The organism is Burkholderia sp. A2, from assembly GCF_001729305.1.
GTDB classification, from domain to species: Bacteria; Pseudomonadota; Gammaproteobacteria; order Burkholderiales; family Burkholderiaceae; genus Burkholderia; species Burkholderia sola.
Map to the genome: position 1 here is coordinate 14,802 of NZ_LZXX01000115.1, position 26,057 is coordinate 40,858.

General features: G+C 68.1%; 21 protein-coding genes. 10 read left to right on the plus strand and 11 right to left on the minus strand.

What is annotated here, in order from left to right:
* Nucleotides 1–78: 78 nt before the first annotated feature.
* Nucleotides 79–1,989: a WG repeat-containing protein gene (locus A9Z05_RS26110; protein ID WP_069620644.1), complete on the plus strand. Its 1,911-nt coding sequence runs from the start codon at nt 79–81 to the stop codon at nt 1,987–1,989.
* Nucleotides 1,990–2,010: 21 nt separating this feature from the next.
* On the opposite strand, the gene A9Z05_RS26115 is transcribed toward A9Z05_RS26110, so the two are convergent.
* Complete coding sequence (locus A9Z05_RS26115; protein ID WP_069620645.1) at nt 2,011–4,242, minus strand: penicillin-binding protein 1A; 2,232 nt, start codon at nt 4,240–4,242, stop codon at nt 2,011–2,013.
* Between the two features lie 124 nt (nt 4,243–4,366).
* The gene (locus A9Z05_RS26120; RefSeq protein ID WP_069620646.1) at nt 4,367–5,875 is read right to left on the minus strand and encodes a PLP-dependent aminotransferase family protein; all 1,509 of its coding nucleotides are present in this window, start codon (nt 5,873–5,875) and stop codon (nt 4,367–4,369) included.
* A gap of 123 nt (nt 5,876–5,998) precedes the next feature.
* On the opposite strand from A9Z05_RS26120, the gene A9Z05_RS26125 reads away from it, so the two are divergent.
* Entirely contained in the window at nt 5,999–6,637 is a 639-nt protein-coding gene (locus A9Z05_RS26125; RefSeq protein ID WP_069620647.1) for an FMN-binding negative transcriptional regulator, read from the plus strand.
* Nucleotides 6,638–6,688: 51 nt separating this feature from the next.
* Here the strand turns inward: A9Z05_RS26125 and A9Z05_RS26130 are convergent, their stop codons facing one another.
* Nucleotides 6,689–7,270, minus strand: a complete 582-nt coding sequence (locus tag A9Z05_RS26130; RefSeq protein ID WP_069620648.1) for a thioredoxin family protein — start codon at nt 7,268–7,270, stop codon at nt 6,689–6,691.
* 233 nt (nt 7,271–7,503) lie between these two features.
* On the opposite strand from A9Z05_RS26130, the gene A9Z05_RS26135 reads away from it, so the two are divergent.
* Nucleotides 7,504–8,244 carry a response regulator gene (locus tag A9Z05_RS26135; protein WP_050016245.1) on the plus strand — a complete coding sequence of 247 codons (741 nt, stop codon included), beginning with the start codon at nt 7,504–7,506 and terminating at the stop codon, nt 8,242–8,244.
* A complete protein-coding gene (locus tag A9Z05_RS26140) occupies nt 8,241–9,563 on the plus strand; it encodes an ATP-binding protein (RefSeq protein WP_069620649.1) in 1,323 nt (440 codons plus the stop codon). Before A9Z05_RS26135 ends, A9Z05_RS26140 begins: the two co-directional genes overlap by 4 nt.
* Nucleotides 9,564–9,626: 63 nt before the next feature.
* Here A9Z05_RS26140 and A9Z05_RS26145 read toward each other — a convergent pair whose 3' ends face one another.
* The 4 genes from A9Z05_RS26145 to A9Z05_RS26160 form a co-directional block, all read right to left on the minus strand.
* Complete coding sequence (locus A9Z05_RS26145; protein ID WP_069620650.1) at nt 9,627–10,238, minus strand: alpha/beta fold hydrolase; 612 nt, start codon at nt 10,236–10,238, stop codon at nt 9,627–9,629.
* A 57-nt stretch (nt 10,239–10,295) separates the two neighbouring features.
* Nucleotides 10,296–11,030, minus strand: a complete 735-nt coding sequence (locus A9Z05_RS26150) for a metallophosphoesterase (RefSeq protein ID WP_069620651.1) — start codon at nt 11,028–11,030, stop codon at nt 10,296–10,298.
* 100 nt (nt 11,031–11,130) lie between these two features.
* A complete protein-coding gene (locus A9Z05_RS26155) occupies nt 11,131–11,667 on the minus strand; it encodes a GNAT family N-acetyltransferase (RefSeq protein ID WP_069620652.1) in 537 nt (178 codons plus the stop codon).
* 12 nt (nt 11,668–11,679) lie between these two features.
* A complete protein-coding gene (locus A9Z05_RS26160) occupies nt 11,680–12,318 on the minus strand; it encodes a LysE family translocator (protein ID WP_069620653.1) in 639 nt (212 codons plus the stop codon).
* Between the two features lie 300 nt (nt 12,319–12,618).
* Here A9Z05_RS26160 and A9Z05_RS26165 point away from each other — a divergent pair, with 300 nt between their 5' ends.
* Together A9Z05_RS26165 and A9Z05_RS26170 are read left to right on the plus strand one after the other, a co-directional pair.
* Complete coding sequence (locus tag A9Z05_RS26165; RefSeq protein ID WP_069620654.1) at nt 12,619–13,812, plus strand: porin; 1,194 nt, start codon at nt 12,619–12,621, stop codon at nt 13,810–13,812.
* A gap of 621 nt (nt 13,813–14,433) precedes the next feature.
* Nucleotides 14,434–16,359: an SMP-30/gluconolaconase/LRE-like region family protein gene (locus A9Z05_RS26170; RefSeq protein WP_069620655.1), complete on the plus strand. Its 1,926-nt coding sequence runs from the start codon at nt 14,434–14,436 to the stop codon at nt 16,357–16,359.
* A gap of 13 nt (nt 16,360–16,372) precedes the next feature.
* On the opposite strand, the gene A9Z05_RS26175 is transcribed toward A9Z05_RS26170, so the two are convergent.
* Nucleotides 16,373–18,541 carry a TonB-dependent siderophore receptor gene (locus A9Z05_RS26175; protein ID WP_069620656.1) on the minus strand — a complete coding sequence of 723 codons (2,169 nt, stop codon included), beginning with the start codon at nt 18,539–18,541 and terminating at the stop codon, nt 16,373–16,375.
* A 403-nt stretch (nt 18,542–18,944) separates the two neighbouring features.
* Here A9Z05_RS26175 and A9Z05_RS26180 point away from each other — a divergent pair, with 403 nt between their 5' ends.
* Nucleotides 18,945–19,391: a hypothetical protein gene (locus A9Z05_RS26180; RefSeq protein WP_069620657.1), complete on the plus strand. Its 447-nt coding sequence runs from the start codon at nt 18,945–18,947 to the stop codon at nt 19,389–19,391.
* 115 nt (nt 19,392–19,506) lie between these two features.
* On the opposite strand, the gene A9Z05_RS26185 is transcribed toward A9Z05_RS26180, so the two are convergent.
* Together A9Z05_RS26185 and A9Z05_RS26190 are read right to left on the minus strand one after the other, a co-directional pair.
* Nucleotides 19,507–20,472, minus strand: coding sequence for a PDR/VanB family oxidoreductase (locus tag A9Z05_RS26185; protein ID WP_069620658.1), 966 nt, complete (start codon nt 20,470–20,472; stop codon nt 19,507–19,509).
* Nucleotides 20,469–21,548 (minus strand): aromatic ring-hydroxylating dioxygenase subunit alpha, encoded by a 1,080-nt coding sequence (locus tag A9Z05_RS26190; RefSeq protein WP_069620659.1) that lies wholly within the window; start codon nt 21,546–21,548, stop codon nt 20,469–20,471. Before A9Z05_RS26190 ends, A9Z05_RS26185 begins: the two co-directional genes overlap by 4 nt.
* Before the next feature lie 198 nt (nt 21,549–21,746).
* On the opposite strand from A9Z05_RS26190, the gene A9Z05_RS26195 reads away from it, so the two are divergent.
* On the plus strand, nt 21,747–22,235 hold the full coding sequence (locus A9Z05_RS26195; RefSeq protein WP_069620660.1) for a MarR family winged helix-turn-helix transcriptional regulator: 489 nt from the start codon (nt 21,747–21,749) through the stop codon (nt 22,233–22,235).
* Between the two features lie 67 nt (nt 22,236–22,302).
* On the opposite strand, the gene A9Z05_RS26200 is transcribed toward A9Z05_RS26195, so the two are convergent.
* Nucleotides 22,303–23,049, minus strand: a complete 747-nt coding sequence (locus A9Z05_RS26200) for a TetR/AcrR family transcriptional regulator (RefSeq protein WP_069620661.1) — start codon at nt 23,047–23,049, stop codon at nt 22,303–22,305.
* A gap of 170 nt (nt 23,050–23,219) precedes the next feature.
* Here A9Z05_RS26200 and A9Z05_RS26205 point away from each other — a divergent pair, with 170 nt between their 5' ends.
* On the plus strand, nt 23,220–24,401 hold the full coding sequence (locus tag A9Z05_RS26205; RefSeq protein ID WP_069620662.1) for an isovaleryl-CoA dehydrogenase: 1,182 nt from the start codon (nt 23,220–23,222) through the stop codon (nt 24,399–24,401).
* Between the two features lie 31 nt (nt 24,402–24,432).
* Nucleotides 24,433–26,040, plus strand: a complete 1,608-nt coding sequence (locus A9Z05_RS26210; RefSeq protein ID WP_069620663.1) for a carboxyl transferase domain-containing protein — start codon at nt 24,433–24,435, stop codon at nt 26,038–26,040.
* Nucleotides 26,041–26,057 lie beyond the last annotated feature (17 nt).

A 26,057-nucleotide genomic window follows, 5' to 3' on the forward strand; every position in this document is an offset into this window, starting at 1 on the left:
GCGGGCGCCGCGCGCTGACGGCGAGCGGGCCGGCATGTTGCTGCACACGACGACACAACAACGAGGCGACCCCTTCCGATGGGCAATCGAGCATGGCTGTATCTCCAGTCAGGTGACGGGGACGACGCGCGAACGATCGGGTTCGCGGAATCCAACAATCACTTCCCGCTTCTGTGGCGCGTGCTGCTCGCCGACGGCGGCGCGGGCGGCGCGATTACTGACCAGCGTGTGTTCGGCGACGCAGGCACGCCGAATCTCGCCAGCGACGCGCGGGCCGCGCATGCGCGCCTGAGCCGGCTCGCATCGTTCGTCGTCACGCATCCGCTGCACGGCGACGATCCCGCACTCGCGCGTCAGTTCGATGCGCTCGTGCGTCATCTCGGCGAATCGATCGACGCGCTCGGCGATGCGCATGGCGCGCCGCGGTTATCCGCGAACCTCGACGAACTGTCATGGCTCGACGACGGCGATCCGAACGACTACATCGACGAGGAGCGCGATGCCTGTACGCGCCTGTGGTGGCGCGTCGCGAACTGCATGGACTTCCGAGACGTGCGCGGCGTGCGCGAGGTACTCGAGATCGACACGCCGGCCGACTGGCGCGACTGGGCGTGGGGCTTCGGGTTCGGCGGGGTGTCGCATCACTATTTCGTCCGTCAGAATCCGCCGCGCCGCGTGACGTTCGCCGAGATGTTCGACGCCGGCGAGCTGCACGGCAACTGGCTCGGTCACGGCACGTTCAGCTTTCGCGGACGCAACGGCCTCTGGGGCGTGCGGCGCGAAACCGACGACGCGTGGGACGTGATCGTGCCGCCCGAGTGGACGAACCTGTGGGCCAGTGGCGCGCGTGACGACCGGCTGTTGTGGGCCGCGCGCGACGGCAAGGTCGGCCTGCTGCTTGCCGATGGCGACGATGAAGGCGACGGTGTCAGGATCGTGCGCGAACCGGCGTTCGACGCGGTGTGGGATTTCAACGGCGACGTCGCCTGCGTACGCGTGGGCGAGCGGTTCGGGCTCCTGCGCACGGATGGCGTGTGGGCGCTCGAACCGTTGCTCGACAACTTCGGCGAATTCACGGGCGGGATTGCGTCCGCGAGCATGGACGGCCGCTGGGGCTTCGTCGATACGCATGGCGCGTGGGCGATTGCGCCGCGCTTCGACGATGCGCACGAATTCGTGAACGGCGCCGTCGCGGCGGTCGCCGAAGGCGAGCAGTGGGGGCTGATCGGGCGCGACGGAAAATGGCGCGCGGAGCCCGAGTGGGCGGCGCTCGAATGGTCGTCCGAGTGCGGCGCGTTCGTCGCACGGCGCGACGGTCACGTCGGTCTCGTCGATGAGAAAGGTCGGATGATCGTCGAACCGCATTACGCGGAAGTCGCTCCACTGACCGACGGCGAACGAGCGGAGATGCTCGACGAACTCGGCGCGATCCGCCATATCGTGCGGCGCGAAGACGGCCGTTGCGCGATCGTCGACGGGCAGGGCCGCGTGCTCACGCCGTTCGACTTCGTCAACATGGGCGCGCTGTCGTGGCTGCCCGACGACGAGATGGTGCCGGGCGAACTGTTCACGCGTTACGCGATCGGCGTCCTGCCGGGCGAGCCGGTGCAACTGGCGATTTGCGATCTCGAGACGGGCGCGACGATCGCCCAGGGGCGCTACGACGATGTGGCCGGCCTGTTCTGGGGCGCCGACCATGGCTGGCTCGCCAGCGTGCAGGACGACGACGGCCACGACGTGCGCGCGACGGCATTGCGCGCGGACGGCACCGTGCTGCATCCGGCGCGTTACACGCGAATCGGCGACGATGCGCTGTTCGACGACGATCGCGACGACGATGCACGGCATGCGACGTTGATGCCGTGGTTCGTTCGCCGTGTCGAGATCGCGCGGCGCTGGAGCACGGACGAACCGGTCGCCGCATTGCGCGACGACGGCGTGCCCGTGTGGCTGTACGCGGACGGGCACGCGACGACGACGCCTCGGTAGCCCGGTACGCAGCCACCCCGATCAGCGAAATAACCTCAGCCAGTCGAACAGGCCCGAATGCTGCGGCGCGCGCCGCCTCGACGCCGGCGCGCTGCGCGGCCGGAAATCGGGCGAGAACTGCACGTGCGGATCGATCGCCTGCGCACGCAGCGCCGCATCGTAGAACGACCCGACGATCGGCAGCGCGCTGTGCGCGCCCGCGCCCCAGTAGTCGCTGCGCAGCGTCACGCTGCCGTCGTCGAAGCCGACCCATGCGCCGGCCACCAGTTGCGGATGCATCAGGATGAACCAGCCGTCCGTGTTGTCCTGCGTCGTGCCGGTCTTGCCCGCGACGTCGATCCGGATCCCGTAGCGCGAGCGGATGTCCGCGCCGGTCCCGTAATCGACGACGCCACGCATGGCGTCGACGAGCGTCTGCGCGGCAGGCGCGGGCAACGCGCGTTCCGGCGGCGCGCTGCCGAACGCGGCGAGCACCTTGCCGTCGCGATCCTCGATGCGCGTGATCATCTGCGGCGCGACGTACACGCCGCGGTTCGCGATCGTGCCGTACGCGGACACCATCTCCTTCAGCGTGACGGGGCTCGTGCCGAGCGCGAGCGACGGCACCGCATCGAGCGGGCTGTCACGCACGCCCATCGCGCGTGCAAGCTGCGCGACCTTCGCGGCGCCTTCGTGCTGCATGACCTGTGCGGTGATACGGTTGCGCGACAGCGCGAGCGCGTCGCGCAGCGTCATCGGCTCGCCGGTCGGCGGTTCCGCATCGGTCGGCCGCCACACGGCGCGGCCGTCGATCGGGATCGCGACGGGCCGGTCGACGAACGTATCGCCCGGCCGCATCCCGTCCGCGAACGCGGCGCCATAGACGAACGGCTTGAACGTCGAACCCGGCTGGCGCCGCGCCTGCACCACGTGATCGAACGGCTCGCTGCCGAAATCGGGGCTGCCGACCCACGCGCGAATCGCACCGTTGCGCGGATCGATCGCGACGAAGCCGGCCTGCACCTGCGTCTTGCGCTTGCACAGTGCACGCATGAATTCGCGATTCGCGCCGAGCTGCTTCAGCGCTGCCCCATCGGCGAGCCCCGTGTCGCGCGCCTGGCGATACTCGGGCGTCTGCCGAACGAAGCCGAGGAACAGGTCGTTGCGCAGCCCGCAACCGGACGGCCCGCGCCATGCGCTGTCGGCGACCGCCTGCAGTCGTTCGGTCTGCCGCGTCAGCGCCTGCGTGGCCATGTCCTGCAGACGCGCGTCGAGCGTCGTGCGCACGACGAGGCCGTCCGAGTACAGATCGTAGTTGTTGCGGTCGGCCCATGCGATCAGCCACTTGCGCAGTTGCACCGCGAAATGCGGCGCGAGGCCCGGCTGCGCCGTCTGCGGTTCGAAGTCGACGCGCAGCGGCCGGCGCTGCAGTTTCGCGAGTTGCTGCGGCGACAGCATGCCCATCTGCGCCATCCGGCCGAGCACGATGTTGCGCCGCTGGACCGCGCGTTCCGGGTTCAGCACCGGGTTGTAGTAGCTGTTGCCCTTCAGCATTCCGACGAGCGTCGCGCTTTCCGTGATGTCGAGCTGGTCCGCCGACTTGCCGAAGTAGGTGCGCGCGGCCATTTCGACGCCGTACGCGTTGTACAGGAACGGCACGGTATTCAGGTAGGTTTCGAGGATTTCGTCCTTGCTGTACACCGCTTCGATCTTGAACGCGGTGATCAGCTCCTTCAGTTTGCGCGTGAGCGTCGGCGCGCGGCCGACTTCGTCGGGATACAGATTGCGCGCGAGCTGCTGCGTGATCGTCGAGCCGCCCTGGCGGTCGCCCGAGAACGTACGCAGCCCGGCCGTGAGCGTACGACGCCAGTCGATGCCGTGATGCGCGTAGAAGCGGTGATCCTCGGTTGCGATCAGCGCATCGACCATGTGCGGCGAGATCTGCTTGAGCGGTACCCATTCACGGTTCACGGGCCGGAATTCGGCGATCAGCTGGCCGTCGGCCGACAGCACGCGCGCGGGGCGGTCGATGCGCGCCTTGCGGATGTCGCCGATACTCGGCGTGAACGGAACGAACGCGAGCAGGACCAGCAGGCCCAGCACCGGGATCGCGGCGAGCGTCAGCGCGACGCCGCGTCGGGTCGGATGGCGCAGGCGATGCAGCGCGCCGGCGCCCAGCGCGCGGACGCGCGTGCGGCACGCGGCGGCGAGCGGCGCGACACGGGCGCGGCAACGGAGCCACGCGTCTCGGAGAAACGGCACGAAGCGGTTCAAGGCGGCAGGGGCGCGGATGGAAGACGCGCGATCCTAGCAAACGGAACCCGCGCGCCGACGGCCGAAACGGCCGTTTGCTTGCAGGATTTACAGACGATTACGTTTGTTGCCCGCCGCCAACCTTTTACCGCGCGCGGGGCCGCGATTCCGCCGACGAAACGACGTCCGCGAGCCGCTGGGCGGCCGCTTCCATCTGCGCGCGGCCGAACCCGCCGAAGCCGAGCACGAGCCCGGGGCGCGCGGTGCCGGGCGCGAACATCGGCGACACCGCACGCACCGCGACACCGGCTCGGGCGGCGCGCGCGACCACGTCGAGATCGTCGATGCCTTGCGCGAGCCACAGCACAACGTGCATCCCCTGGTCGCCGGGCTGCACCCACGCGCGTTCGCGCGGCAGGCGCGCGCCGAGCGTGTCGATCAGCAGCGCGCGCTGCTCCGCATAGACGCCGCGCACGCGGCGGATGTGGCGATCGAGGTGACCCTCCGCGATGAACGCGGCGAGCACGTGCTGATCGGCGGTCGGCGCATGGCGGTCCATCAGCACGCGCGCGCCGCAGAACGCGGGCACGAGATCGTCGGGGGCGATCACGTAGCCGAGCCGCAGCGACGGAAACAGGATCTTGCTGAAGGTGCCGAGATAGATCACGCGGTCGGGCGCGAGGCCTTGCAGCGACGGGAACGGATAGCCTTCGTAGCGCAACTCGCTGTCGTAGTCGTCTTCGACGACCCAGGCGCAGTGCGCGCGCGCCCACGCCAGCAGCGCATTGCGCCGCGCCATGCTCAGCGGCATGCCGAGCGGGTACTGGTGCGACGGCGTGACGAATGCGGCGCGCGCATCGGGTGCGACGCGGATGCCGGCGTCGACGTCGAGGCCGTCGGCGTCGACTGGCACGCGCACCATCGCATCGCGCCGCCCGGTGCTTTCGAGCAGGGCGGTGATGCCGCGATAGGCCGGATTCTCGACCCATGCGCGGTCGTTTTCGCCGAGCAGCACCTGGCTCGCGAGATGCAGCCCTTGCTGCGTGCCGCTCGTGATCACGACCTGGCCGGCGTCGCAGCGCACCGAGCGCGACCGGCGCACGTAATCGGCGATCGCGTCGCGCAGCGGCAGCGCGCCTTGCGGGTCGGCATAGCCGGACGGCGCGCCGGCGCCGCGGGCGCGCAGGCGATTGCCGAGCCGGCGCCAGATGTCGTCGGGCGCGGTGAGGCCGACCGGCACCGAGATCGCGAACGGCATGGCCGGCAGCGGACTGAATTCGCGGGCGATCCGCGCGAAGGTGGCGGCCGGCTCGGGCAGGCCGTCGCGCGCCGCGTGCCGACGGCTGGCAGCGGGAGCGGGGGTTTCGACGGGGGGCGGTTCCGCGAGCGCGTTCGCCACCCGCGTGCCCGCGCCGCCGCGCGATTCGAGAAAGCCTTCGGCGATGAGCTGCGCATATGCGTCGACGACGGTGCCGCGCGCCACCTGCAGCGACGCGGCCAGCAGCCGCGTGGACGGCAGCGCGTCGCCGGGCCGGACGTTGCCGCGGCGCACCGCGTCGCGCAGCGCCTGCGCGAGTTGGCGGCTCAGGTCGCCGGCCGCGCGGTCGAGCGCGCCGAGCGACGGAATTTCGACGATCCGGGCCGTTCTTGCCATGATTCTGGTCCGCTGAAATTGTTTCAAACCGGCTCTACAGAATAAACCAGTTCGGGCTCACAATCGGCGCATGACGGGCCAGCACCCGCGCCATTTCCCACCCCGCACGACCGTGGAGCCGACATGTACGTCCCCGCCGATTTCGACGAACCCAACCCCGACGTACTGCGCGAGCTGATCGTGCGGCACCCGTTCGGCAGCCTGATCACGCACGGCAAGAGCGGGCTCGACGCGAACCACCTCCCGTTCGAGCTGATGCCCGACGACGACGGGCTCGGCGAACTGCATGCGCACGTCGCGCGCGCGAATCCGGTCTGGCACGACGTCGCGGACGGCGACGAGGTGCTCGTGATCTTCCGCGCCGGCGACGCATATATTTCGCCGAACGGGTATCCGAGCAAGCACGTCGCGCACCGGCAGGTGCCGACGTGGAACTACCGGGTCGTGCATGCGCACGGCCGCATCACGGTGCGCGACGACGCGAAGTTCGTGCGCCGCGTGGTCGCACGGCTGACGCGCACGCACGAAGCGTCGCAGCCGGTGCCGTGGAAGATGGGCGATGCGCCGCCGGACTATATCGATACGATGCTGCAATCGATCGTCGGGCTGCAGATCAGGATCACGCGGTTCGTCGGCAAGCGCAAGCTCGGGCAGAACAAGGCCGAGGCTGATATCCGCGGCGCGGGCGAAGCGCTGGTCGCGGCCGGCAATCTTGCGATCGGCGAGGCGATGCTCGCGGAGGCCGACGCGAAGCGCGCATGAGCGCGCGACGCGAGCGGGCGCGGCGAGTATCGCGCCCGCTCGCCGCTCGGGTCACTGCGTGCGCGTCGAACCCTTCGCCCCTTCGCCCGCCTGCGCGAGCGCCCCCCGAATCGCCGCCTCCGTCTTGTCGTACCCGCCCTCGCCATACCGCGTATAGACGATCTTGCCGTTCGCATCGATCAGGTACAGCGCGGGCCAGTACTGGTTGCCGTACGCGCGCCACGTGTCGTAGTGGTTGTCCTGCGCGACCGGATAGCGGATGTCGAAGCGCTTGATCGCATCGGCGACGTTCTTCGCGTCGCGTTCGAACGGATATTCCGGCGTATGCACGCCGACCACGACGAGCCCCTGGTCGCGATATTTCCGATACCAGTCGTTCACGTACGGAATCGTATGAATGCAGTTGATGCACGAGTACGTCCAGAAATCGACGAGCACGACCTTGCCGCGCAACTGGTCGAGCGTCAGCGGTGGGCTGTTGTGCCAGCGGTCGATGCCGGTGAAACCGGGCGCCGTCATGCCGGCCGGCGACGCCTGGATGCCCGCGTCGTCGCGGGTGCCGGCGAACGCGGCAAGCCCGGCCGTGGCGGCCAGGGCGAGGACGAGGGCGGCGGTCTTGAGTCGGGACAGCATGGCGTTCTCCTGATCTTTGGCGGCCGCGGCGCGAGGGCGGCGGCCCGACGTGTTTCGACAGGCCCCATTAGGCGGCGCCGACGTATCTGCGATGTGTCCGGCCGGTCGCGCGTGTGCAATGTTGTGTGTCGTCGCGGTCGCGCGATACATTGGGATACAAACGCGTGCCCGCCGTGCGGTATAAAAGCGGACATCGCCCGCCCGAACCCCGATACCGATACCGACCACGACTCATGGACAAGATCGACCACGTGCTGATCGTCGACGACGATCGCGCGATCCGCGAACTGATCGCGGACTACCTTGAGAAGAACGGCATGCGCGTGTCGCTCGCCGCAAATGGCCGAGAGATGCGCAACGTGCTGGACGACGGCGCGCCCGACCTGATCGTGCTCGACCTGATGCTGCCCGGCGAGGACGGCCTGACGCTGTGCCGCGACCTGCGCGCCGGCAAGTTCCGCACGGTGCCGGTGCTGATGCTGACCGCCCGCGGCGAGGAAACCGACCGCATCATCGGCCTCGAGATGGGCGCCGACGACTACCTGGCCAAGCCGTTCGCGGTACGCGAGCTGCTCGCGCGGATCCGCTCGGTGCTGCGTCGCGCGCGCATGCTGCCGCCCGGCATGCAGGTGACGGAAACGGCCGCGCTGCTCGCGTTCGGCGAATGGCAGCTCGACACGACCGGGCGCCACCTGCTCGACGCCGAAGGGACGCTGGTCGCGCTGAGCGGCGCCGAATACCGGCTGTTGCGCGTGTTCCTCGACAACCCGCAGCGCGTGCTGACGCGCGACCAGTTGCTGAATCTCACGCAAGGGCGGCAGTCGGACCCATTCGACCGCTCGATCGACCTGCTCGTGAGCCGGTTGCGCCAGCGCCTGCGCGACGGTGCACGCGAACCGCGCTACATCAAGACGCTGCGCAACGAGGGCTACGTGTTCTCGTCGACCGTCACCGCCGTCGACGGTACGCCATGAGCGCGCGCACGCCGTGGCATTGGCCGCGTTCGCTGTTCGCGCGGCTCGCGCTGATCCTGTGCGTGGGCCTCGCGCTCGCGCAGACGCTGTCGTTCTGGCTCACCGTGACCGAGCGCGACCAGGCGACCACGAACCTGATGATGGGCTACATCGAGCGCGAGGTCGCGAGCTCGGTCGCGCTGCTCGACCATCTGCCGCCGGCCGAGCGGGCCGCGTGGCTGCCGCGCCTCGCGCGGCGCAGCTATGCATTCATCCTCGGGCCCGGCCAGACCGGCACGCCGCCGGAAGCGCGGCTGTCGGCGCGCGTCGAGCGCTCGATCTCGGACGGCATCGGCGGCGACTACCCGTTGACCGCGAATTCGATCCCCGGCGACAGCGAACATCTGCAGGTGCATCTGCGGCTGACCGACGGCTCGCCGCTGACGATCGACATCCACCCGATGTCGACGGTGCCGCTGTCGGGCTGGCTGCCAGCCGTGCTCGTGGTGCAGCTCGCGGTGCTGGCCGCGTGCTGCTGGCTCGCGGTGCGGCTCGCGACGCGGCCGCTCAAGCAGCTCGCGCAGGCCGCCGACGCGCTCGGCCCCGACCTGAAGGGCGAGCGGTTGAACGAAGACGGGCCGTCGGAAGTCGCGCGGGCCGCGCGGGCATTCAACGCGATGCAGGACCGCATCGCGCAGTACATGGCCGAGCGCATGCAGATCCTCGCGTCGATCTCGCACGATCTGCAGACCCCGATCACGCGGATGCGGCTGCGCGTCGACGTGATGGACGACGACGCGCAGGGCGCGAAGCTGCGCCAGGATCTGCTGGAGATGGAGCATCTGGTGAAGGAGGGCGTCGCGTATGCGCGCACGCTGCACGGCACCGAGGAAGCCGCGCGCCGCATCGATCTCGATGCGCTGCTCGACAGCATCGTGTACGACTACACGGATGCGGGGCAGGACGTCGCGCTGCACAGCGATGCGCCGCTCGCGCTCGTCACGCGGCCGAAGGCGCTGCGCCGCATCGTCGGCAACCTGGTCGACAACGCGCTGAAGTTCGCGGGCGCGGCCGAGATCGACGTGCGGGCGGCGCCGGACGGCGGCGCGGTGATCGCGGTGCTCGACCGCGGGCCCGGCATTCCGGACGATCAGCTCGACGCGGTGTTCGAGCCGTTCCGGCGCGTGGAGACATCGCGCAATCGCGACACGGGCGGCACGGGGCTCGGCCTCGCGATCGCGCGGCAACTCGCGCTTGCGATGGGCGGCACGCTCACGCTGAACAACCGGGCGGACGGCGGCGGGCTCGAAGCGCGGCTGACGCTGAGGAACGCCGGGTGATGCGACGCGGCGCGCGAGCGTCGCGGTGTCGGACGCGTGCCGAACCGTGCAAGGTATGCGGCGTCACACGCGTTGCAGATGTGCGTCGACGAGCGGCGCGAGCGCTTCCGCGTGCACGGCCGCGAGATCGTGCCGGCCGCCCGGCACGACATGCAGCTGCGCATCGGGCAGCCGTTCGAGCAGGCGCCGGCCGGCCGCGACAGGGCTGATCGGATCGTCGTCGCCCCACAGCAGCAGCGTCGGCTGCGCGATACGGCCGATGTCCTGCGACAGGTCCGCGCGAAACGTGATGAACCAGTCGGGCAACTGCGGGTTCGCTTCAGCGAAACCGGCGCGCCAGTCCTGCGCGCCCAGCCTGGCCATGTCGAGGCCGCCGGACGTGACCGTCAGCACGAGATGCGTGACGAGATCCGGCTTGTCGAGCGCCGCGCGCATCGCGATCACGCCGCCCATCGATTGCGCGATCACGGCGGTCGGCCGATCGACGCTTGCGAGCACATGACGCACGAGACTGTCGAAACCGTCGACGGCCGCGTCGTGCGGCGTGTCGCCGAAACCCGGATACGTGACGATCCGCCGCTCGGCCGGATGCGCGAGCATGCCGGCCAGCGGCTGCCAGAACGCGGTACTGCCTGATGCGCCGGGCAGGAAGAGCAGTTGAGACGGGACGGGCATGACGTTTCGTGTTCCTGTAATCGAAGCGAAGCGGGAGGGGCGGGCGGTACGCGCGCGTCAGCAGCGGCCGGTGCGCAGCGCGACGGTCCAGTCGTCGCGTCCGCGCGACGCCGCGATGGCGGCGGCCGTGTGCCAGTCGTATTCGACCGCATGGAAGTCGACGTTCCAGCCGGCCGCCGTGCGCGACACCATCGCGTAGCGCGCATGCGGCGAGCCCGTCTCGATCCGGTGCGGATGCGGCAGATCGTCCGCGTACGCCTGCAGCCCGACACTGCCCGGATTGACGATCAGCCGGCCGTCGTCGAGCTTCGCGGTGCGCGGCACGTGCGTGTGGCCGCACAGGATCAGCGAGGCCGCCGTGTCGCCCGCGCGTTGCGCGACTTCATCGGGCGTGGCCGCGCGGCAGCCGTCGGGCGTGACCGTTTCGAGGAAATAGACGAGGTCGCTGGCCGGCGTGCCGTGCACCATCAGCACGTCGCCGTCGAGCATCAGGCGTTCGGGCAGCGCGGCGATCCACGTGCGGTGGTCGGCGCGCAGCGTGTCATGCGCCCAGCGATCCGACAACCCCATCGCGTCGCGCTCGAGCGTCAGCAGTTGCCGTTCGTGATTGCCCTTGATGGTCGGCACGTCGAGCGCGATCAGGCGATCGGCCGTCTCGGCCGGATGGAGCGCGCCCGACAGGATGTCGCCGAGGTTGACGATCACGTCGGCGCCGCGGCGGCGGACGTCGTCGAGCACCGCGTCGAGCGCGGCGAGGTTGCCGTGAATGTCGGACAGCGCGGCGATTTTCATGGCGGAGCGTCGATGAGGGGAACGGCGATTGTCGCCAATTCGGCGCGGCGCGTCCAATTGCGTCACGGCATTGGCGCGCGATGCGCGGCGGCGTGGCGTGTCAGTCGGTCGCGAGCCGCGCGTACATCGCGAAATCGCCCGGTGTGCCGCGCACCATCTTGTATGCGCGCAGCAGCCCTTCGTAGCGGTAGCCGCACTTCTGCAGCACGCGCGCGGAGCCCGCGTTGCTGGTCAGCACGACGGCCTGCATGCGGTTGAAGCCGCCTTCGGCGAACGCCCACGCGGTCACGGCTTCGCACACCGCGCTCGCGATGCCGCGCCCCCAGTGCGACGGCGCGAAGTCGTACGCGAGCTCCGCCGAGCGGTTTACGGTGGACACCGTATGCAGTCCGATCGTCCCGGCGAGCGCACCCGATGCGGTGTCGACGATCGCGAGGCGCCGGATCGAATCGGGATCGGCCGATTCGATGTTGTCGAACAGCGGCAGCAGGTCGTCGGGCGAGCGCAGGTTCCAGCTCGTGTGGCGGAAGACGTCGGGATTCGACAGGTACGCGTACCACGCGTCGAGGTCCGCGCGTTCGAGTTGCCTGAGCGACAGGCCGGGGAATCCGGCGTCGGGCGGTGCGGCGATTCTCATCGAACCGAGCGCCTACGTGGCATGGCGCCGGTACAGCGCGAGCGAACCGGCGAGCGCGAGCAGCATCGCGCCGCACGTGCGTTCGAGCCACAGCGCGCCCGAGCGCTTCAGCAGCCGCACCGCGCGTGCGCCGAGCAGCGCGTAGCCGAACATCACGATGCCGTCGAGCAGCGCGAATGTGACCGCGAGCGCGACGTACTGCGGCGCGAGCGGCGCCAGCGGATCGAGGAACTGCGGCAGGAACGCGGAGAAGAACAGATAGCCCTTCGGGTTCGTCACCGCGGTCAGGAAGCTCTTCGCGAAGATCGACGCGTTGCGCCCGGAGGCCGTGGCCGTGCCGCCCTGGGCGGCCGCGACGTCGAGCGACCCTTTCGACGTCAGCAGCCGGATGCCGACATAGGCGAGATAGGCGGCGCCGAGCCACTTCACGACCGAGAACCAGAACGCCGACGCCAGCAGCAGCGCGCCGAGGCCGAGCGCGACCGCGACGATCAGCACGAAGTCGGACAGCATCGCGCCCGCGAAACCATAGGCCGCGCGGCGCACGCCGTAGCGCGAGCCGTTGGTCAGCGCGAGCAGCACGGTCGGGCCGGGTGTCGCGATGCCGACGAACGCGACGGCGGCGAAGATCAGCAAGGTCGTTTCGTGCATGAAGAAGCTCCCGGTGGACGGCGCGCAGCCGATTATCGTCCGCGTCGCCCCGCGCTGTACAGGCGCGGCAGTCGCGTTTCCGGCCGCTCGTCGACTATCTCAATTTTGACAAGAAACTGTTGCCATTATTCCGCTTTGGAACGGAACCGGTTCCAACTACCATACCGGCCGCAGCGGGCGTGCCCGCCGCGTCGTCGCGCGCGGACGTCGCCGGGCTCGGACCGCCGGCGGATGTCGGCGCCCGCGCGTGCCACTCGCAACAGCCAGAACAACGGGTTCAGCGCCCGGAGACACCAAACCATGAACAAGCAACTGATCGCAGCGCCGCTGCTGCTCTCGCTCGCGGGTATCGCCGCCGCGCAAAGCTCCGTCACGCTGTACGGCATCGTCGATGCGGGCGTGACCTATCGCAGCAACGAACGGGTCGGGTCGGCGGGTGCGTACACCGGGCATTCGAGTGTCGGGCTCACGACGGGCAACCTGTCCGGCAGCCGCTGGGGCATCAAGGGTTCCGAGGATCTCGGCGGCGGGATGCGTGCGCTGTTCGTCCTCGAGAACGGCTTCGACATCACCAACGGCACGTCGGGCCAGGGCGGCCGCCAGTTCGGCCGGCAGGCGTTCGTCGGCGTCGGCAGCGACCGCTACGGCACGATCACGCTCGGCCGCCAGTACACGTCGCTCGACGATTTCGTGAGTCCGGTCGGCCCGTCTTCGTTCATCGGCGGCTTCGGCGCGCATCCGGGCGACATCGACGATCTCGACCAGACCGCGCGCGTCGACAGCGCGATCAAGTACACGAGCGCGAACTACTCGGGCTTCACGTTCGGCGCGCTGTACGGCTTCGGCGGCCAGCCGGGCAGCATGAAGCAGCGCAACACGTGGAGCGTCGGCGCCGCATACGCGGCCGGGCCGCTGCGCGTGGGCGTCGGCTACGAGCGCTCGGACAACAGCAAGACCGGCGCGACCGATCCGACGGCGGGCAAGTGGCGGAGCACCGACGACGGCCTGTTCAATTCGTCGATCAACGAAGGCTATGCGAGCGCGCAGTCGCAGCAGGTGATCGCGACCGGTGCGACGTACGACTTCGGCCCGGCCGTCGTCGGCGTGAACTACAGCAACGTGCAGTACCGCGGCGGCGCGCAATCGCTGTTCTCCGGGCATGCGACGTTCAACGTCGCGGGCGTGTTCACGCGCTGGAACGTGCAGCCGCAGACGCAGCTGTTCGCCGGCTACAGCTACACGCGCGGCAGCGACGTCGACGGCATCGACAACCGCGCGCAGTATCACAACGTCACGCTCGGCGCGGTGTACGACCTGTCGAAGCGCACCAGCGTGTATCTGCTCGGCGCGTACCAGCATGCGTCCGGCACGACGCTCGACGCGCTCGGCCGGCCGGTGGCGGCAACTGCGTCGGTGTCGGACAAGGCGAACGGCCATTCGTCCGACTCGCGATCGCAGGCGATCGTGAGCCTCGGGCTGCGCCAGAAGTTCTGACGCGGCGATCGTTGCGCGTGCAACGGCGCCCGCGGCTACGGCGGGCGCCGTTGTCGGCATGCTCGCCAGCAACCGACGATGCACCTGTTCTCCCGGCAACGCGTGATCGACGTCGTCGATACGCCGACGAAATACGTCGACGGCTGGGACGGCCCGACGCTCGACCCGCCGCGCTGAACGATCGCCGCCGCGTGCCGGTCCGGCCGGCGCGCGGCTTTTCCCGCCACATTCCTCCTTTCCCTGCCGCTTTCCCTTCCGTGTCCGAAATCGCGAAAAGCTGATCGCGCCGCACAATAATTTTTCTCTTTCATTTTAATTTCGATTTGTAATAATCGAAAAGAATTCCGGGATGAAAAGGCGATACGGCATGTCAGAAAAAATGACGTATTTGCATTGGTGGCCCGGAAGAAAATGCCGGGGAATGCGCCGAAACCGCGCGGCTGGCAGGCCGTCGTGGCACGGTTTCGAAGATTTTGCGATCGTTGACGAAAAAGCGCCGGACGGCAAAGGGCGTGGAGTGAATAATTCGATGGAACGGCGAATACGCATTTGTCGGAATCACCAATATTTCATGCGCCGCGATTTACAGTGTCGACCATTGTTCGTCTGGGAGCATTATTCATGTCAATGAAACAAATCCGCGCAGCGTTGCTGGGAATGTGCATGGCGATGCTGGCCGCGGCAAGCCATGCGCAGGCGCAATACTCGACCGACTGGCTCGCGAACACGTACGGCACGCTGGCCTCGCACGTCGGCAACGGCGCGCGCTCGATGTGGGTCGCGCCCGAAGGCGTGATCTACACGGCGTCGCGCTGGGACGAGAACGCGGGCGGCGTCGCGATCTACCAGAACGGCCAGCCGCTCGGCACGATCGGCATCCACGACGAATTCCAGGGCGGCGCGATCACCGGCAATTCGACGTCGCTGTTCGTCGCGCTCGGCTACAACCGCACGTTCGGCAGCGGCTCGGTGGGCCGCTACAACCGCAGTACGAACCAGCGCGACCTGCGCATTCCGGTCAGCACGTGGACGGGCATCCAGTATGCGGACGTGATCACCGGCCTCGCGACGGGCGGCAACCTGCTGTACGTGAGCGACTTCTACGGCAACCGCGTGCGCGTCTATACGACCGACGGCGTGTGGCAGCGCGACATCGGCGTCACGGGCCCCGGCGCGCTGGCGCTCGATGCGGCCGGCAACCTGTGGGTCGCGCGCAAGAGCGCGGGCGTCGTCGCGCAGTTCAGTGCGACCGGTGCGGCGATGAACACGCTCCAGATGGCGGCCGGCGCGCGGCCGGCGTCGCTGTACTTCGATGCGTCGATGGGCCGGTTGATGGTGGGCGACGAAGGGCCCGACATGAACATCAAGGTGTACGGCGGGCTGCCCGGAATGCCGGTGCAAGTCGGTACGTTCGGCGTGCAGGGCGGCTATCTCGACACGACGACGGGCATCAAGGGGCAGGTCGGCGACAAGCGTTTCACGCGCGTCGCGGCGCTCGGCAAGGATGCGGCGGGCAACCTGTACGTACTGAACAACGCGTGGGGCGGCGGCTGGGATCTCGGCCGCAACGGCAGCACCGATCTGCATGCGTACAGCCCGGTCGGCACGCTGCAATGGAAGCTGCAGGCGCTGAACTTCGAGGGGATCGCCGCACCCGATCCCGCGACCGACGGCGCGTTGTTTTTCAGCGGCAACAACGTGTATACGGGCACCGCGGGCGGCACGTTCGTCGCGAACACGGTCGACCCGTTCACCTATCCGAAGGACCCGCGCCTCGACATGAACGACTATCAGCGCGGCCAGCACTTCGGCCAGCTCGTGACGGTCGGCGGCAACCGGATCCTCGTCGCGTCGGGCCAGAACCCGGGCAACTTCAACTTCTATTACTTCAACACCGCGAGCGGCTATATCGCGATTCCGGCCGGCTCGCTGCCCGGCAAGCCGTTCAACACGACGCTGCAGGTGACGGCCGGCTTCGACATCGACGGCAACGGCGACGTGTGGGCCGGACTGAACGGCTCCAACGTGATCACGCGCTACCCGATGACGGGCTTCGACGCGACTGGCAAGCCGTCATGGGGCAAGCCGGTGACGACGGCCGTGCCGAGCAGCGTGGCGCCCGTGACGCGCATCCTCTACCAGGCCGACAGCGACACGATGATCCTCGCGCAGGGCCTCGCGGGCAACTGGGACTGGACCGCGATGAACGGGCACATCGAGGTCTATCGCGGCTGGAAGAACGGCAACACGAGCACCCCGAACCCGGTGATCAACCTGACGAGCGCGAACCCGAAATCGATCGCGGCGGCCGGCCACTACCTGTTCGTCGGCTATGTGCATACCGTGCCGAACATCGACGTATTCGACCTGAACACCGGCGCGCTCGTCACGACGCTGACGAACTCGAACGCGTCGGCGATGGACGTCGGCAACGACGTCGACTCGATGTACGGCGTGCAGGCGTACCTGCGCTCGACCGGCGAATACGTGATCACGAAGGACAACTACAACGGCTCGAGCATCGTCGTGTATCGCTGGCGGCCGTGAGCGCGCCGGGGCGTCAGAACGATACCGTCGTCGTCAGCGTGACGAGCCGCGGCTCGCCGACCGCGACGATCAGGTTGCTGTTGCTCGACGGATAGTAGGTCTTGTCGAGCAGGTTCTTCACGTTGAGCTGGAAGCGGGTCGGGAACTTGCCGATCGTCGTTTCGTACGCCGCGAACGCGTCGACGGTCACGTAGCCGGGCAGCGAGAAGCTGTTCGCGGTGTCGCCGGGCCGCGCGCCGACGAGCCGCGCGCCGCCGCCGAAGCGCCAGCGCCCGGGCAGATGCGCGATGGCCGTGTCATATACCGCGAACAAGCTGCCCGTGTGGCGCGCGACGTTGACGAGCGGCGTGTTGCTGTCGCGATCGTTCGCGTTCGTATACGCATAGCTGCCGATCACGCTCAGGTGGCGCGTGATCTGCCCGGCGACGTCCAGCTCGACCCCGCGCGAGCGCGCGGTGCCGATCGTCGACGTGATGTCGCCGACCGTGACCGCGACGTTGCGCTTGTCGATCTGGTAGACGGCGAGCGTGCCCGTGATCGCGGGCTTCAGGCTGAACTTCAGCCCGGCCTCGAGCACGCGGCCGTATTCCGGCGCGAGCGGCGCCGCGACGTTCGACGCGACGTTCGGCTTGAACGAGCGGCTCACGTTCGCGTAGGCGGTCAGCGCCGGCGTCAACGCATACGCGAGCCCGAACTGCGGCAGCCAGACGCTGCCGCGCGAGCGGTCGGCGAACGCGAACGGCCGGCCCATCCCCGATTCCTGCTGCCAGTTTTCCCAGCGCAGCCCGCCTACCGCGGTGAGGCGATCGGTGATCTTCACCGAGTCCTGCACGATCGTCGAATACGCATGCACGACCGAGCGCGAATCGCTCTGCTTCGGATTCGGCACGCCGCCCGGCGCGAGCAGGCCGTACACGGGATCGTAGAGATTGAAGCCCGTCGTCGCCTTGCCGCGGATCGTGTCGCCGCGGAAGCTGCGCTGCCGCTCGTATTCGCCGCCGACGTAGATCGCGTGTTGCATGCCTGCGAGCGTCACGTTGCCGAGCAGGCCGAGCGTCGCGATCTGGTCCGAATCGTTGCGCCCGAGGTTCGCATCGGACGAGCGCGTGAGCGCGCCGGTCCTGCTGTTGAACGCGGTGGCGCGGGTGAGGTATTGGTCGTAGCGGTCGCGGCCCCAGCCGTAGGTCGCGCGCACGCGCCACGCATCGGAGAAGCGGTGCTCGATACGCGTACGCAGCGTTTCCTGGATGCCGCTGCTTTGCGACCACGCCTCCTCGTAGCGGCGATAGCGCAGCGCATCGTCGAGCTGGCCGTTGACGAGCACGGTGCCGCGGTCGAACGGCGTCGTGTAGTCGACGTACTGGTAGCTGACGTCGATCGACGTGTTCGCGTCGTGCCACGACAGTGCGGGCGCGATCAGCGCATTGCGTTCGCGACCGAAGCTGCGCCAGTAGCGACCCGTGTCGTATTCGCCGGTCAGCCGGAATGCGAGCGTGCCGCCCGCGACCTGCCCGGGCTTGCCGAGCGGCCCCGTGAGATCGAACTGGGCGGTGCTGCCGCCGTGGTTCGTGCGCGACGCGGAGATCGAGCCGCCGAACGTGTCTTCCGGCTTGCGCGTGACGAGATTGATCACGCCGCCCGGGTCCTGCATCCCGTACAGCAGCGAGGCCGGGCCCTTCAGCACTTCGACGCGATCGATCGTCGCGAGATAGCTGTGCAGCACCGGCGTGCGTACGCCGTCGACCAGCACCGAGCCGTCGTTGTTCGACCCGAAGCCGCGCTTGATGAACGCGTCGCGCGTGCCGCCGAGCGTGTTCGTCTGCGTGACGCCGCTGACGTTGCCGAGCACGTCGTCGAGCGAGCGCGCCTGCTGGTCCTGCATCACGCTGCTGCTGACCACCGCGACCGATTGCGGGATCTCCTTCAGCGGCCGGTCGTCGCCGCCCGCGATGCTCGTCGTGCGCGGCTGATAGCCGATCGTCGGATCGACGGTGGCCGATGCATTGACGCTGATCGCCGGGAGTTCGTGTTCGGCGGCGGTCGCCGGAGCCGATGCGGGGGCAACGGGTTCGGCGCCGGCCGCATGCGCACCGGTCGCGGCACACAGGGTGAGCAGGGCAGGCAGGCGCGTGCGCCACGGACGCGGGGTCCGGACACGGCAGGGCGTTCGACGGGATGGCATGAATCGATGCGGGAAGAGGAAGGCGAAGGATCGTGGCGTGGGCCGCGACATTGCGTTGCGTACAGGACGCGCATGATATATGTAATGAGAACCATTTGCAATTGTAATGGGGCGACCGGGCAATGCGCGGCCGTCGGTTGCCGCCCTGTCGGCCGTCTGCTACCGTAGCGGCCAAAATCAGACGCAGTGAAATTCAACGAGAGAGCCGGGGGCCGCACCATGTCATCTTCCTGTCACGTCGCGCTCGGCGCGACGCCATGCGCCGCGCACGACCGCGTGGGCGACGAAGTGATCGCAGCCGTTTACCGCCGTTCGAACGATTAAAGCGACGCAAGCGAATTCAACCGGCATCGCGCCGGGCTTCGATCATTCCAACCACCACGCTAGACGGGAGAGACCACCCATGAAGAAGATTTCCGCGCCGTTCGCGGCGGCCGCGCTTGCGGCCTGCGCGCTGCTGGCGGGCGTACACCAGGCCGCGCGTGCGGCTTCGAACGCCGAACCCGCGATCGACGCGCACTACGGCGCGATGATCGAGGCCTATACGCAGGACATGGCCGCTGCGAAGACGAAGTACGACGGCAAGCGCGTCGCGTTCGTCGGCGCCGTGATCCGGATGGGCAGCGACCCGGGCGGCACGTACTTCGGCGCGCTGACGGCCGACGGCGAGCAGTTCGACACGCATTTCGACGTGGCCGACCAGGAGGCGCTGAAGCCGAAATTCCCCGGCGGCGAGATCAAGCCGTTCGTCACGTCGGCGGCGTTCCGGTTCAGTTGCGTGAACGAAGGCTATGTCGATGCGCCGGTGCTGCCGGGGTTGAAGCTGTCGCATTGCCGGCTCGCCGATTGAGCTGAGCGATGGACGGGGGCGGCGTGCGATGGTCAGGCGGGTTCGGGTTGCAGCACCATCGATCATCGCCATGACGGCGGCTGGCCGCCGCGTGTCGGGCGGTCCGTCTACCGATCTACAGATCGAGGACCAGCAGGTCGGTTCGCGATCGCGAGCAGCACGGCATGAACTGGTCGCCGGCCGCTTTTTCATCGTCGGTCAGATACGCATCGCGATGATCGGGCTCGCCTTCGAGCACGCGGGTCAGGCAAGTGCCGCACACGCCTTGCTCGCACGACGTCAGCACGTCGACGCCGTTCGCCGCCAGCGCCGCGATCACCGTGCATTCGGCCGGCACGTCGATCACCTTGCCGCTGCTCGCGATCCTGACCTGGAATGCACGATCCGCGCCGGACGATGCCACCGCGCCGCCGAAGAACTCGTAGTGCAGCCGTGCGTCGGCCCAGTCGCGCTCGCGCGCGGCATTCAGCACCGCGTCCATGAAGCCGCGCGGGCCGCATACGTACAGATGCGTGCCTTCGGGCGCGGCCGCGAGCACGGCGGCCAGATCGAAGCGTTGCGCGGGATCGCCGTCGTCGACGTGGAAGCGGACGCGATCGCGAAACCCGGCCGCATTGATCCGTTCGACGAAGGCCATGCGGTCGGCCGAGCGCGCGCAGTAATGCATGTCGAACGGGATGCCGGCCGAGAACAGCCGTTCCGCCATGCTCAGAACCGGTGTGACGCCGATCCCGCCGGCGAGCAACAGATGGTGCGGCGCGTCGGGCGCGAGCGGGAATTGATTGCGCGGCAGGCCGATCCGCACGGTATCGCCTTGCCGGACTTCGTCGTGAATCGCGCGCGACCCGCCGCGGCCGTCGGCCTCGCGCAGCACCGCGATCTGATAGCGATCGCGTTGCTGCGGATGGTTGCACAGCGAGTACTGGCGCACGAGCCCGCCCGGCAGATGCACGTCGATATGCGCGCCGGCGTCGAAGTGCGGCAACGGCGAGCCATCGTCGCTGACGAATTCGAAGCCGCAGATGTCGCGCGCTTCCTGCCACTTGCGGGCCACGCGGACCGTCAATGTCGCGCCACTCATGACGCTTCCTTGACCTGCGCGACCGGCATCACGGGCCGCTGCGGGCTCGCCGCGTTTTCGGCGGCGAGCAGCCGGTCGATCAGCTTGCGCGACAGCACGCCGCCGGCGTCGATGTTGAGCTTCAGGAGCGTGCGCTCGGGCCACTGCTCGAGATTGCGCTGCTGGCGTTCGAGCATCTCGAGATCCTCCGCGAAGATCTTGCCCTGGCCTTCGCGGATCTCGGCGGTCAGCGCGTCGTCGTCGGGCCGGAAGTTGCGCGCCATCCCCCAGAAGTACCAGATCGACGTGTCGGTCTCCGGTGTGATGAAGTCGACCACGATCGACGACGCCTTCTTGTTCGCCGGCGCGTCGTAGCCGCCGTGGCCCGCGTGCGCGACGCCTACGTCGATCATCACGTGGCTCGGCGGCGTGAAGCGGCAGATCTGCCAGCGGTCGACCGGCACGTCGTCGGCGAGCCCGTTGCCGCGCAGCGCCATCCGCCAGAACGGCGGCGGCATCACGTTCTCCATGAAGCGGCTCGTGACGACCTCGTCGCCATGGCTCGTCGTCTTCGGCGGCGCTTCGTCGATTTCCTTCTGGCCGATGCTCGACGCATGCACGTAGGTCTCGTGCGTGAGGTCCATCAGGTTGTCGATCATCAGCCGGTAGTCGCAGCGGATCTGATACAGGCCGCCGCCATACGCCCAGGCCGGATCCTCGGCCCACGCCAGCGCGGGCAGCCTGGCGGGATCGGCTTCGGACGCGTCGCCCGGCCAGACCCACACGAAGCCGTACCGCTCGACCGCCGGGAAGTTGCGAATCGGCGGGAAACCGCCGACGCGCTGGCCCGGCATGCCGGCCGTCTTGCCGTTGCAGCCCATTTCGAGCCCGTGATAGCCGCACACGAGCACCCCGTCGCGCACGAAGCCGAGCGACAGCGGCGCGCCGCGGTGCGGGCAGAAATCCTCGAGCGCGGCGACCCGGCCGTCCGCCGCGCGGTAAAACACCATCGATTCGTTGCAGATCTTGCGGCCCAGCGGCTTGCCGTCGATTTCGTCGGGCGTGCATGCCACGTACCACGCGTTCTTGAGAAACATGTTCTTGTCTCCTTCGGGGCGGTGCCGCCGGGGATGCGGCCCGATCATCATTCCGTGTACTGAATGAGATTCAGTGTACTCATTGATATGGGGCGGGACAAGGCGAGCGGTATACTGGTTTTCCCGGGAAATGGCGCGCGTAGCGCCATGCCGACGGCGTGCGCAACCGTGCGCGCCGCCTATGTCATCGACTCATCCATGGAAAAAACGAATCCCGCCGACCTGCCGGCTTTCCCGATCGACCTGTACGACGAACCCGGGCACCTGATCCGGCGCGCACACCAGATCGCGGTCGCGATGTTCTACGAGAAGCTTGGCCGGGACGTGACGCCCGTGCAGTATGCGGTGCTGCGGATGCTCTACGAGAATCCGGGGCTCGACCAGGTGACGCTCGCGCAGCGGGTCGCGCTCGACACGTCGACCACGGCCGATCTCGCGGTCCGGCTCGAAGCGAAAGGATTGATCGTCCGCGAAGTGCTGCCGCGGCGTCAGCGGCGTCTGTTGTTGACGCCGGCGGGTGTCGAGCTGCTCACCCACCTGATGCCGTCAGTGAAGGAACTGCGTGCCGGGCTGTTCGACGGCATGGGCGAGGACGATTCGCAGGAGCTGATGCGCCTGTTGCGCAAGTTCGTCCATTTGAACAACGAGCAAAGCCGCGCGCCGCTGCGGGTGAGCGAGGATTCGTAGCGGCGCCGCAGCGTGAGCGCCAGCGCGGAAGCCGCGGCGGGGGCGTCCGCCGCGCCGCCCATCCGCGTCACGCGCGTGACGCTTCCCCTTCCAGCCGCCGCACCGCTTCCGCCACTTCGTTCCTGAAGCGCACCAGCGCTGCCTGCTCCGGCGCGGGCGGCTGCATGGCGGCCCACAGCATGTCGATCAACTGCGTGGCCGTCGTTTCCGTATCGAGCTTGCGGTGCCCGAGGATCGCATCCCACAGCACGTGCTCCATCGGCCCGAACACCATCGAGCGCAGCAGGCTCAGCGGCAGATCCGCACGCACCTGCCCGGCCGCCTGGCCGCGCGCGAGCACGTCCATCAACGGCGCCGTGTAGCGGCGCTGCAGCGCAGTGAGTTCGTCGCTCAACGCATGCTGCTTCGCGCGCCCCTCGGACAGCACCAGCGCGCACAGCCCCGTGCCGTTCACGAGCATCAGCCGCAGGTGGGTGCGCACGATGAACGCGAACTGCTGCTGCACCGACGCGTCCCGCGGCATCCCGTGTTCGAACGCGGCGATGATTTCGTCGTACCAGTCGGCGATCACACGCGCGCACAGCTCGCGCTTGCCGCGGAAATAGCTGAACACCGTCGCCTCCGACACGCCCACGCGCTGCGCGATCTCCGCTGCCGTCGCATGCTCGTAACCTTTTTCGGCGAACACTTCACGACCGGCGCGCAGGATGTCCTGCACGCGCTGCTGGGATTTGCGTCCGGCGGGTGCGCGCGGCGTGTCGGCGCGGTCGGCTTTGGCGGGGGCGGTCATGGTGTCGGCGGGAGCGGCTGTCATGCTCGCATCATATCTGAGTATCACTCAGAAAACTATTGACGCAGAACCCGGCGAGGCGCGAAACTGTGCAAAATTTCTGCTGTATTGGTCAATGAATACCCGTATTCATTCGATTTGAGCGAAACTCAGAAATCGGTGAGTGCGGCACACTTTCTGGAGACGGAGGAGACATGATCAACCTGCCCGGCGTGCAATTCATGCTCGGTGAAGACATCGAGATGCTGCGCGACGCCGTCGCGACGTTTGCGGCGAAGGAAATCACGCCGCGCGCGGCGGAGGTCGACCGCACCGACCAGTTCCCGATGGATCTGTGGAAGAAGTTCGGCGATCTCGGCGTGCTCGGCATGACCGTCTCCGAGGAATACGGCGGCGCGAACATGGGCTACACCGCGCACATGGTCGCGATGGAGGAGATCTCGCGCGCGTCGGCGTCGATCGGCCTGTCGTACGGCGCGCACTCGAACCTGTGCGTGAACCAGATCCACCGCAACGGCACCGAAGCGCAAAAACGGAAATACCTGCCGAAGCTCGTGTCCGGCGAACACATCGGCGCGCTCGCGATGAGCGAGCCGAATGCCGGCTCCGACGTCGTCAGCATGAAGCTGCGCGCGGACAAGCGCGGCGATCGCTACGTGCTCAACGGCACGAAGATGTGGATCACCAACGGCCCCGACTGCGACACGCTCGTCGTCTACGCGAAGACGGACGTCGAGGCCCATTCGCGCGGCATCACCGCATTCATCGTCGAGAAGGGGATGAAGGGCTTCTCGGTCGCGCAGAAGCTGGACAAGCTCGGCATGCGCGGTTCGCACACGGGTGAGCTCGTGTTCCAGGACGTCGAGGTGCCGGAAGAGAACATCCTCGGCCAGTTGAACGGCGGCGTGAAGGTGCTGATGAGCGGCCTCGACTACGAGCGCGCGGTGTTGTCGGGCGGCCCGACGGGCATCATGGCCGCGTGTCTCGACGCGGTGGTGCCGTACATCCACGACCGCAAGCAGTTCGGCCAGTCGATCGGCGAATTCCAGCTGATCCAGGGCAAGGTCGCCGACATGTACACCACGTTCCAGGCGTGCCGCGCGTACCTGTACGCAGTCGGCCGCCATCTGGACTCGGCGGGCAGCGACCACATTCGCCAGGTACGCAAGGACTGCGCGGGGGTGATTCTCTATACGGCCGAGAAGGCGACGTGGATGGCCGGCGAGGCGATCCAGATTCTCGGCGGCAACGGCTACATCAACGAATACCCGGTCGGCCGCCTGTGGCGCGATGCGAAGCTGTACGAGATCGGCGCCGGCACGAGCGAGATCCGCCGGATGCTGATCGGCCGCGAGCTGTTCGCGGAAACGATGTAACGCCCCACGTCACGCGAACGGAGCCCCGTCGATGCCGATCATCGAATCGAAACTGAACCCGCGTTCGGAAGACTTCCGCGCGAATGCCGCGGCGCTCGAGGCGGTCGTTGCCGACCTGCGCGCGAAGATCGAACGGCTCGCGCAAGGCGGCGGGCAAGCCGCGCGAGACAAGCACCTGTCGCGCGGCAAGCTGCTGCCGCGCGACCGCATCGCGCAACTGCTCGATCCGGGCGCGCCGTTCCTCGAGTTCTCGCAGCTCGCCGCGAACGGCATGTACAACGACGACGCGCCGGGCGCGGGCGTCATCACCGGGATCGGCCGCATTGCCGGTCGCGAATGCGTGATCGTGTGCAACGACGCGACGGTCAAGGGCGGCACCTACTACCCGATCACCGTGAAGAAGCACGTGCGTGCGCAGGAAATCGCCGCCGAAAACCGGCTGCCATGCGTGTATCTCGTCGATTCGGGCGGCGCGAACCTGCCGAACCAGGACGACGTGTTCCCCGATCGCGATCACTTCGGCCGCATCTTCTTCAACCAGGCGACGATGTCGGCCGCGGGGATCGCGCAGATCGCCGTCGTGATGGGCTCGTGCACGGCGGGCGGCGCGTACGTGCCGGCGATGAGCGACGAGTCGATCATCGTGAAGGACCAGGGCACGATTTTCCTGGGCGGCCCGCCGCTCGTGAAGGCCGCGACCGGCGAGGAAGTGAGCGCCGAGGATCTCGGCGGCGGCGACGTGCATACGCGCCTGTCGGGCGTGGCCGACCATCTCGCGCAGAACGACGCGCATGCGCTGTCGATCGCACGCAACATCGTCGGTCACCTCGCGCCGAAGATCGCGCCGCCGATCGCGCTGCGCGAGCCGAAGCCGCCGCGCTACGACGCGAAGAGCCTGTACGGCGTGATTCCGGTCGACACGCGCAAGCCGTTCGACGTGCGCGAGGTGATCGCACGCATCGTCGACGATTCCGAATTCGACGAATTCAAGGCGCGCTTCGGCACGACGCTCGTCACGGGCTTCGCGCACATCTGGGGCCATCCGGTGGGGATCGTCGCGAACAACGGCATCCTGTTCTCCGAATCGGCCGTGAAGGGCGCGCATTTCATCGAGCTGTGCTGCCAGCGCAAGATCCCGCTCGTGTTCCTGCAGAACATCACGGGTTTCATGGTCGGTCGCAAGTACGAGAACGAAGGCATCGCGCGGCATGGCGCGAAGATGGTGACGGCCGTGTCGAACGCGAAGGTGCCGAAGTTCACGGTGATCATCGGCGGCTCGTTCGGCGCCGGCAACTACGGGATGTGCGGCCGCGCGTTCGGCCCGCGTTTCCTGTGGATGTGGCCGAATGCACGAATCTCGGTGATGGGCGGCGAACAGGCTGCGTCGGTGCTCGCGACCGTGCGTCGCGACGGCATCGAGGCGAAGGGCGGTTCGTGGTCGCCCGAGGAAGAGGATGCGTTCAAGCAGCCGATCCGCGACCAGTACGAGCGCCAGGGCCATCCGTATTACGCGAGCGCGCGGCTGTGGGACGACGGCGTGATCGATCCCGCGCAGACGCGCGACGTGCTCGGGCTCGGCCTCGCCGCGTCGATGAACGCGCCGATCGACGACACGCGCTTCGGCGTGTTCCGCATGTAACGCCCGGGAGGACCGAC